9 protein-coding genes and 1 tRNA gene are annotated in these 9,762 nt (G+C 33.9%); 7 read left to right on the top strand and 3 right to left on the bottom strand.

The annotated features are described in order from the left end of the window. Positions 1-317 precede the first annotated feature (317 nt). From LV89_RS11530 to LV89_RS11520, 3 genes are all read right to left on the bottom strand, one after another. Complete coding sequence (locus tag LV89_RS11530) at positions 318-1,427, bottom strand: thioredoxin fold domain-containing protein (protein WP_109743052.1); 1,110 nt, start codon at positions 1,425-1,427, stop codon at positions 318-320. 144 nt (positions 1,428-1,571) lie between these two features. Then, the gene (gene sufB, locus LV89_RS11525) at positions 1,572-3,053 is read right to left on the bottom strand and encodes a Fe-S cluster assembly protein SufB (RefSeq protein WP_109743051.1); all 1,482 of its coding nucleotides are present in this window, start codon (positions 3,051-3,053) and stop codon (positions 1,572-1,574) included. Positions 3,054-3,273: 220 nt separating this feature from the next. Further along, on the bottom strand, positions 3,274-3,738 hold the full coding sequence (locus LV89_RS11520) for an Lrp/AsnC ligand binding domain-containing protein (RefSeq protein WP_211321197.1): 465 nt from the start codon (positions 3,736-3,738) through the stop codon (positions 3,274-3,276). Between the two features lie 950 nt (positions 3,739-4,688). Between LV89_RS11520 and hisG the strand changes: the two genes are divergently transcribed. The 7 genes from hisG (at position 4,689) to LV89_RS11485 (ending at position 9,740) form a co-directional block, all read left to right on the top strand. Beyond that, entirely contained in the window at positions 4,689-5,549 is an 861-nt protein-coding gene (gene hisG, locus LV89_RS11515) for an ATP phosphoribosyltransferase (protein ID WP_109743049.1), read from the top strand. A 111-nt stretch (positions 5,550-5,660) separates the two neighbouring features. Next, positions 5,661-6,926, top strand: coding sequence for a histidinol dehydrogenase (gene hisD, locus LV89_RS11510; RefSeq protein ID WP_109743048.1), 1,266 nt, complete (start codon positions 5,661-5,663; stop codon positions 6,924-6,926). 24 nt (positions 6,927-6,950) lie between these two features. Continuing rightward, on the top strand, positions 6,951-7,574 hold the full coding sequence (locus tag LV89_RS11505; RefSeq protein ID WP_109743047.1) for a Uma2 family endonuclease: 624 nt from the start codon (positions 6,951-6,953) through the stop codon (positions 7,572-7,574). Positions 7,575-7,578: 4 nt separating this feature from the next. Further along, the gene (hisC, locus tag LV89_RS11500) at positions 7,579-8,631 is read left to right on the top strand and encodes a histidinol-phosphate transaminase (protein WP_211321196.1); all 1,053 of its coding nucleotides are present in this window, start codon (positions 7,579-7,581) and stop codon (positions 8,629-8,631) included. Between the two features lie 18 nt (positions 8,632-8,649). Next, on the top strand, positions 8,650-9,165 hold the full coding sequence (locus LV89_RS11495; RefSeq protein ID WP_109743045.1) for a hypothetical protein: 516 nt from the start codon (positions 8,650-8,652) through the stop codon (positions 9,163-9,165). A gap of 61 nt (positions 9,166-9,226) precedes the next feature. After that, positions 9,227-9,303: transfer RNA gene (locus tag LV89_RS11490), tRNA-Ala, on the top strand. Positions 9,304-9,440: 137 nt separating this feature from the next. Then, on the top strand, positions 9,441-9,740 hold the full coding sequence (locus LV89_RS11485) for a helix-turn-helix domain-containing protein (RefSeq protein WP_109743044.1): 300 nt from the start codon (positions 9,441-9,443) through the stop codon (positions 9,738-9,740). Positions 9,741-9,762: the final 22 nt, after the last annotated feature.

Genomic DNA, 9,762 nt, shown 5'->3' with positions numbered 1-9,762 from the left:
GAGATTAGAGATTAGAGATTAGAGATTAGAGATTAGAGATTTTATCCATTCTATTGGGTCTTTTCATCAAACTGTGTCAATTTCTACTTTTGATTTCAAAAATACGAGTCTTTTCATCAAACTGTATCAATTTCTACTTTTGGTTTCAAAAATACGAGTCTTTTCATCAAACTGTGTCAATTTCTACTTTTGGTTTCAAAATACTTATTTCAAGACAATGAGAACACTAAAAAATACTTGACACAGTTGAATGAAAATAATCATCTATTCTCTATCATCTATTCTCTAATTATTCTCTATCATCTATTCTCTAATTATTATTCTCTTTCATCGACTATTTTTTCCAACTCAGTGATGGTTTCGTCGTAGTTTTTATCTGCTGGAACAAACTCATACGTTTTCATAATCGTTTTGGCTATCACTTTTGCTTCTTCTAAATGTCCGACTTTGGTTAGCAAAATAGATTTGTAATATTTATAAATTCGCTCTGGATAAACTCTTTCAAAATACGTATTTTGAACATTAATTTTTTCAAGAGTAGCCAATAACGTTTCAGAATCGGCAGTACGATAATAAATTTCTGACATACATCTTACCAACTCAGAAAATACAACGCCAGTAAACTGAAAGTCAGAGAAACGGTCTTTGTTATTTCCAAACTCAATTAAACTCTTTTGTACATTCTCAGCATCATTTCTTTCAAGATGATAAAACAATTCAAATGTCGTTTTTTCTCTTCCTGTAAACCCAATTTTTTCAGCGTAAAGTTGTAATTCATTCAACAAAGCAATGTTATTATTCTTACCTGCTTTTCTGGCACAATTGAGCAAAATATTAAAAACTTCAAGCTTCTGAGCAACGCCCTTTGGACGATAATTATTGGCTGAATATAAAGTTAAAGCGACTTCTGGCTTTGAAATCAGGTAATTCAAATTATACGCCGACCAAGAATAATCATTGGACGTTTTCAGACTTGAATTAAACGATTCTAACGTTTCTTTTTCTAAATTTTGATACCCTTTAGGTTCTTTTATAGCATCTTTCAAAAAAGTCCTGAATGCTTCTAATGAAATTTCGCCGATGCGTAGTCGTACAATTTGTCCTTGATTATTTATGACCAAATAAGCAGGCAGAGCGGTTATTCCAAATTGTTGTTGAATCTTTAAACCTTCTTCCGATGAAGCATCAAAACGAATTGGCAAATAATCAGCAACAATTTGGTTTTCAGTTTCAGTATCTCGAAAAACACTTTCTTCCATTCTATTTGATGCTCCACTCCAAGTGGCAGCAATGTTCATAAAAATGAGTTTTTCGGATTTTTTGGCGGAATCTAAAGCGGTTTTAAAACTTCCTTTGAAATAGTCTATTCCAAAGATATTTTGGGAAAATGGCGGAAGAAAAAGAGCAAAAAAAATGATTTTCTTCATGAGGAATTGGATAAAATTAAATCGTTTTTAGCTAAATGTTGAAGACTTATAAAAACGTTAAATTACGTGGTATGTTGTACTACAAAAATACAAAAAGGCTTTTGTTAACGAAAACAAAAGCCTTTAATAAAAGTAAAATATTTTCTAACCAACTGAGCCTTCTAAAGATACAGCAAGTAATTTTTGTGCTTCTACTGCAAACTCCATTGGTAATTGATTTAATACTTCTTTAGCATAACCGTTTACAATTAGGGCAACAGCTGCTTCGGTTGAAATACCTCTTTGGTTACAATAAAACAATTGGTCTTCTCCAATTTTTGAAGTTGTTGCTTCGTGTTCTACGGTAGCCGTTTTATTTTTAACCTCAATGTATGGGAACGTATGAGCTCCACAACGGTCGCCCATTAACAATGAATCACACTGTGAAAAGTTACGAGCATTATCAGCACGTTTCATTACTTCTACTAATCCACGATATGAATTATGCGATTTTCCTGCTGAAATACCTTTTGAAACAATTCTTGATTTTGTATTTTTCCCGATATGTACCATTTTAGTACCTGTATCGGCTTGTTGCATATTGTTTGTAACCGCAACTGAATAAAACTCACCAATAGAATTATCCCCTTTCAAGATTACTGAAGGATACTTCCAAGTAATAGCTGAACCTGTTTCAACTTGTGTCCAAGAAATTTTAGAATTTGCTCCATCACAAATACCACGCTTAGTCACGAAGTTATAAATTCCACCTTTACCGTCTTTATCACCTGGATACCAGTTCTGAACTGTTGAATATTTTACTTCTGCATTTTCATGAGCAAAAATTTCAACTACTGCGGCGTGCAATTGATTCTCGTCACGCTGAGGAGCCGTACAACCTTCTAAATAACTTACATAAGCTCCTTCATCTGCAACAATCAAAGTACGCTCAAACTGCCCTGTACCTGCTGCATTGATACGGAAATACGTTGAAAGTTCCATCGGACAACGAACGCCTTTTGGAATATAACAGAAAGAACCGTCAGAAAAAACTGCTGCATTTAATGCTGAGAAAAAATTATCTTTAACAGGTACTACTGAACCTAAATATTTCTTAATTAATTCTGGATGCTCTTGAATAGCTTCTGACATTGAGCAGAAAATAATTCCTCTTTTTGCCAAATCAGCTTTAAAAGTAGTTGCTACCGAAACTGAGTCAATTACAGCATCAACGGCAATTCCAGATAATTCTTTCTCACTATCATCTTTTACATTTAAAAGACGCTTTTGTTCATTCAGAGAAATACCTAATTTTTCAAAAGTGGCACGTAATTCTGGGTCAACATCGTCCATTGACTCTACAACTTTAGCCGCTTTCGGAGCTGAATAATATTTTACAGCTTGATAATCAACGGGTGTATAGTGTACGTTCGACCATTTTGGTTCTTTCATGCCCAACCAAGTGTTATAAGCATTCAAACGATATTCTAACATCCATTCTGGCTCATTTTTTTTAGCGGAAAGTTGGCGAACAATGCCTTCATTTAAACCCGCAGGAAATTCATCAGCTTCAAAATTATCATGAAAGCCATATTTGTACTCCGAGGAGGTTACTTCTTCTAAAATGTCAATTTCTTCCTTTGCCATGTCATTGTTTTTCAGATTCTGAAAATAAACTAAAAAAATACATTTATTTTATCTGAAACGAGATTTGTCTTGTTTTTCGCTACAAATTTAACTCATAAACCTGTACAAAAGTTCTGTTGTTTAGAATTTTTGTAAGCATTTAGCTAAATCATGCTTAATAATTGCTTTAAGATGTATAATCGGTTATTGAAATATAAGCAATTTCAATACTGATGTAATGCTATTTAGTAAAAGGTACAGGACGGTTTAAAGATTCTTCCAATGAAATAAATGTTTCTGTTCGTTGGATTCCTTGAACTTTCTGAATTTTATCATGAAGCACTTCTCTTAAATGAACAGTATCTCTACAAACGATTTTCGCAAAAATCGAATAAATTCCTGTGGTGTAATTAATACTTACTACTTCTGGAATTTGTTGTAATTGAATGGCAACTTCTTCATAAAGCGAACTTTTATCTAAGTAGATTCCCAAAAAAGCAGAAATATCCCACCCTAACTTTGTGTGGTCAATAATAAGCTGCGAGCCAATTACAATGCCTGCTTCTTCCATTTTGGTCATTCTAACGTGAACCGTCCCACCCGAAACATTAATTTTTTTTCCAATTTCGGTATAAGGCATATTAGCATTTTGCATCAAAAGGCTAAGTATTTTCTTGTCAACTTCGTCTATTACTGTATTATTCATAATGGTTGAGTATTTTATACTAACTAAGTTATTGAAAATTTATTAAAATTTTGGATTTACGAATGATTATTTTTGAAAAATTAACAACAAACACAATTGAAAAATAAAAATATTATAAATTTTAATATTTTTTTATAGAAAATTTGCAAAATAAACACCCATATACTAATTTTGTCATGTCGAAAAGATACACACACTGTAGGGTGATGAAATTTGGCAGACGTACCCTCCTGTCTCGGGGGTGGTGAACATGAAACAAAGTTAGTATAATGCCTGTCGCAAGACAGACTGGGGTAGACCACCGGATTTTGTACTATACCTAATCACACCGTGGAGGTTCGAGTCCTTCTCCTACAGCCAATTATTTGAATATTTGAGAGTAAAATATTGACAAATCGTCTTTAAATGATTACCTTTATTCTCAAATTATCAAATTGACTACCGATTGAAAAGTAGTTTTATTTGGTTTTTAGTTTGTTGATGAAGTGTAATTCAAAAAAGCAGCCTTTTTGAGCCTGCTTTTTTTGTTTTAGATAGGTCAACATTTTCCTACAAAAAAGCCTAAGCAAAATTGATTTGCTTAGGCTTTTTTATTGCGAAAGTGTTTTACGACTTAAAGCACTTTTGTAAGAAATCTATTAAATAACTGTTTCATTAGATATTTATTGAAGGTTAATAAATAGAATTATGGACAATTTACACAAAAGCACCTAAAAGCTAAATTTCATTGTGTAATTTTGTAATATCAGTTATCAGTTATCAGCTATCTGTAAACAGTGATTTTTCACAGTTACGAAGTGGACAGTTATTAGTAAACAATTATATTTTTAGAAAGCATTTATATAATTGAGCAAATATCTTTGCTAAAATTGTTTACTATTGCCTCTGCTATTGTTTACTCTTTGTTGTTTACTGTTAATTGTTCACTGTTAATTTGTAAACTGAAAAAAGTGGATACTATTTTAAGAATTGCAGTCCAAAAATCTGGACGATTAAGTGAGGATTCCCTCAATCTTTTTAAAGAATGTGGCATTAAGTTCGACAATGGTGCGGGCAAATTAAAAGCTACTTCTTCAAACTTCCCTGCTGAATTTTTGTTTTTGAGAGACGACGATATTCCCGGTTACGTAGAAGATGGCGTAGCAGATATTGGGATTGTGGGGCAGAATGTCCATGTTGAGTCACATAAAAATGTTTCAGAAGTAAAACTTTTAGGTTTCTCAAAATGTCGTTTATCTATCGCTATTCCTCGTGAAGACGTTTATGGCGGTGTACAAAGTTTGGAAGGAAAAGATATTGCAACTTCTTATCCAATTATTTTAGGGAATTTCTTGAAAGAACATGGCGTAACATCACACATTCACGAAATTTCTGGTTCAGTTGAAATTGCTCCAAGTATTGGTTTGGCTCATGCTGTTTGTGATATAGTTTCATCGGGCGGTACACTTTTGAGTAATGGGTTGAAAGAAGTGGAAGTAATTTTCCGTTCAGAAGCTATCATGATTGGTTGCCCTGATATGAGTGCCGAGAAACAGGAAATTGTCAAACAAATCCTTTTCAGAATTGATGCAGTGCAACGTGCAAAAAATAGCAAATATGTTGTTTTGAACACTAAAAATGAAAATATCGAAGCCATTTCAAAACTTTTACCGGGAATGCAATCACCTTCGATAAATCCGTTAGCACAATCAGGATGGTCGGCTTTGAGTTCAGTAATTAATGAAAATGATTTTTGGCAAAACATCGAAAAACTCCGAGAAGCAGGTGCAGAAGGAATTTTAGTAATGCCAATCGAGAAGATGATTTATTAATTTTAGCGATAAAAGCGAGTTAGCGAATGGCGAATAAAAAAAAGAGCTTAGAATATGAGTTGTAGATTTTTTTCGCAATTCGCTATTTTCGCTACGTATCGCTTCAAAAATATGAAAATTATAAAATACCCCAATCAATCAGAATATAAAGCGATTCTTTCCCGACCTACACAAGATATTTCGGTAATTGAGGAAAGAGTTGCTCCAATTCTGAAAAGAGTAAAAGAAGAAGGCGACATTGCTATTCGTGATTTTGCTTTGAAGTTTGACAATGTTGCTTTGGATAATTTTACAGTAAATATTTCTGAAATTCAAAATGCAGAAAGTTTATTAACAGAAGACCTAAAAACAGCGATAAAACAGGCTTACGCTAATATTTATAAATTTCACGAAGCTCAAAAATCAGTTCCAGAAAAAATTGAAACGATAGCAGGTGTTACTTGTTGGCGTAAATCAGTTGGAATTGACAAAGTAGGTTTATATATTCCTGGTGGAACTGCTCCCCTATTTTCTACGGTTTTGATGTTGGGAATTCCTGCCCAAATTGCGGGTTGTCGTGAAGTAGTTTTATGTACGCCATCAAATCACCCAGCAATTTATTTTGCGGCAAGTTTATGTGGAATTTCTAAAGTTTTTAGAATTGGTGGTTCACAGGCAATTGCGGCAATGGCTTACGGAACAGAAACTATTCCACAAGTTTATAAAATTTTTGGTCCGGGAAATCAGTACGTAACGGCTGCCAAAATGTTGGTTAATAAAGAAGGAATTGCGATAGATATGCCCGCAGGTCCTTCGGAAGTGGCAGTTTATGCTGACGAAACAGCCAAGCCTGCTTTTGTTGCGGCAGATTTATTGTCGCAAGCAGAACATGGGATTGACTCGCAAGTTTTATTGGTTTCTACTTCCGAAACAGTTGTTGAAGCAGTAAATCAAGAGCTTTCAAGCCAATTAGCCGTTTTACCAAGAGCAGAATTTGCTGCAAAAGCTTTGGAAAACAGTCAAGCATTAGTTGTTGAAAATCAAGAAATTGCCTTAGAAATTCTCAATCAATATGCGGCAGAACACTTAATTATGTCGATTGAAAATGCGGAGGAAGTTTCGGAAAAAATATATAATGCTGGCTCGATTTTTTTAGGAAATTATACACCAGAATCAGCAGGTGATTATGCTTCTGGCACGAACCATACTTTACCTACAAATGGCTATGCACGAGCATACTCAGGAGTGAGTTTGGATAGTTTTACAAAGAAAATTACAGTACAAAATATTACCCAAGCGGGAATTCAAAATCTTGGTAAAACCATTATTGAAATGGCAACGGCAGAATCTTTAGAAGCTCATGCCAATGCTGTTAGAGTTCGATTAGCTAATAATTAATGAATAGTTAAAATCATTACAGATATGGTAAAAACTGTTGAATTACTACATGAAATACGTGAAAGGCTTTTGACAGAGCCATTTATCAGAGTTCCTGCAACAATAAAGGAATATGAAAGTATTGCAGATGAAAGAGACTTAAAAATAGAATATCATACTGAAGAAATTATTGCTACTATGGGCAGAGTTACACCTATTCATTCAATATTAGGAACAAGGTTAATAAATATTTTATCTAACTATTACGATAATCTTGTAAATGAAAACTTCTGGGTTTTAGAAAGTGGAGCTTGTGTTCACATTCCAAATCTTCAAAGTTATTATCAACCAGATATGACGGTCATCAATGGCGAAATAAAACTAAAAGATGGCACCAATACTGAGATTTTAAATCCATATATTGTGGTTGAAGTTTTGTCAAAAGCAACACAAGATTTTGATATGAGTGAGAAATTGGTGAACTATAAAACCATTGAAAGTATCAAACAAATTATCTTTGTGGCACAAGATAGACCATGGATAAGCACTTTTACCAGAACACAAGACCCTAAAATTTGGATGAATGCCGACTATGATTCATTAGAAGATATTGCAGTAATCGATAATTTAACGGTTTCATTAAAAGACATTTACAAAAAAATATTTTAAGATTTTGAATAGCTTTAATTTACAAAACATAGTAAGACAACATATTTTATCATTGGCTCCGTACTCGTCTGCACGTGATGAATATACAGGTAAGGAGGGCATTTTCTTAGATGCTAACGAAAATCCAATTGGCTCGGCAACGCCCGAAAATTGGAATCGTTATCCTGACCCATACCAGTGGGATATTAAAGAAAAATTAGCTCCGATAAAAGGTTGTCGTCCGTCACAGATTTTCTTGGGAAATGGTTCTGACGAGCCTATCGACTTGATTATCAGACTAACTTGCGAACCTAAAGAAGACAATATTATTATCCTACCTCCTACTTACGGAATGTATGAAGTAAGTGCTTCAGTGAATAATGTTGAAATTCAGAAAGTTCCACTTACGGCTGATTATCAATTAGATACTGAAAAAATTATTGCAGCGATTAATCCAAAAACGAAGCTAATTTTTATTTGTTCGCCCAATAATCCAACGGGAAATTTAATTGACAGACAAGCCATTTTAACAATTATTGAGAACTTTCAGCAAGGAATTGTTATCATTGATGAAGCCTACAATGATTTTTCAGAAGAACCGTCTTTCATTCCAGCATTAGACAATTTCCCGAATGTTATGGTACTTCAAACTTTCTCAAAGGCTTGGGGATTAGCGGCTTTACGTTTGGGGATGGCTTTTGCCAATGAAGAATTAATTTCTCTTTTGAACAAAATTAAATATCCGTACAATATCAACGGACTTACTCAGAAACAATTAATCGAGAATATTGGCAATGTTGAATTTGTTAAAAATTCGGTAAAAACATTAAACCAAAACCGTACAGATATGATTGTGGAATTAGAGAAATTACCAATCGTACAAAAAATTTATCCTTCTGATGCTAATTTCCTTTTGGTTAAATTCACAGAAGCTAAAAAGATTTTCGATTATTTGATTGAACAAAAAACGATTGTTCGTGACCGTTCTAAAGTGATTCTTTGTGATAATTCTCTAAGAATTTCAATTGGAACTACCGAAGAAAATCATCATCTAATAGAGCTTTTAAAGAAATATTAATTATAAATATTTAAAGTTATGAAAAGGATTTTGCTATTATCAATCTTATTAATCAGCTCCATAAGCGGTTTTTCACAAGAAAAAGGTTGGGCTTTGGGAGCAAAAATTGGGGACCCTTCAGGCTTAAACATACGCCATTACCTAAATAACGACAAAAATGCCATTGAAGTTAATGTGGGAGTTTATGGCGGTATTTGGGGACTGAGAAGTAACTACAAAGACGGTGCTTTTGACGGGGCAGGTTTCTCATTTAGTGGTGTATATTTATGGCATAATGAAATGACAACCAATTTGAAAAACTACTATGGTTTTGGAGCTCAATTTACGTCACGTTCATATTATGTACCTGATGGAACTGGTAAAAAAGAAATTCCAACAACGGGTTTAGGAGGTTTAGGTCAAGTTGGAATTGAGTATTTTCTTCCAAGTTCACCCATTTCTATTTTCTTAGAAGCGGGTGCTTACGTTGAACTTGTACCTTCAATTCTCTATTTTCATCCACAAGGTGGGGGCGGTGTTCGTCTGAATTTTTAAGAAATAAATCATTAAGGTTTTGCATAAGTCAGCTTAATGGCTACATTTGTAAAACCAACACGGGGGATTAGCTCAGTTGGCTAGAGCGCTACGCTGGCAGCGTAGAGGTCATCGGTTCGAATCCGATATTCTCCACCAAACCTTCATACTTAATTGTATGGAGGTTTTTTATTTATCTTAGAACACAATTTTAACAATTGATAATGAGAGAATTAAGTAATTGAGCAAAAGTTATAGTGTTTTTGATTTACAATATTTCTCTATATCTTAGAGCTATGAATAACAAGCGATACATTAACTTAAGTGAGTCTGAAATCACCGACTTAACTCATTTGTTACGGACTACTAATAATCATCGAGAACGTCAACGTATTCAGGCACTACTTTGGAGTCATCAAGGTTATGACCGACAAACTATTGCCCAACTTTATCAAGTAAAAGCTGATACAGTTTCTTTTTGGTTTAAACGTTGGGAGGATAATAAATCCCGAGGTCTCAAAGATTTAGCACGTAGTGGTCGCCCCAGTATATTGACTCCAAAGGAAAAAAAAGTATCATCGAATCTTCCCTGTTAGGAATTGTAAATATTAATCTTCG

It is taken from the genome of Arcicella aurantiaca (assembly GCF_003148625.1).
Lineage (GTDB): Bacteria > Bacteroidota > Bacteroidia > Cytophagales > Spirosomataceae > Arcicella > Arcicella aurantiaca.
The sequence above is the reverse complement of the archived record's forward strand: the minus strand, read 5'-3'. Positions and strand labels throughout refer to the sequence as shown.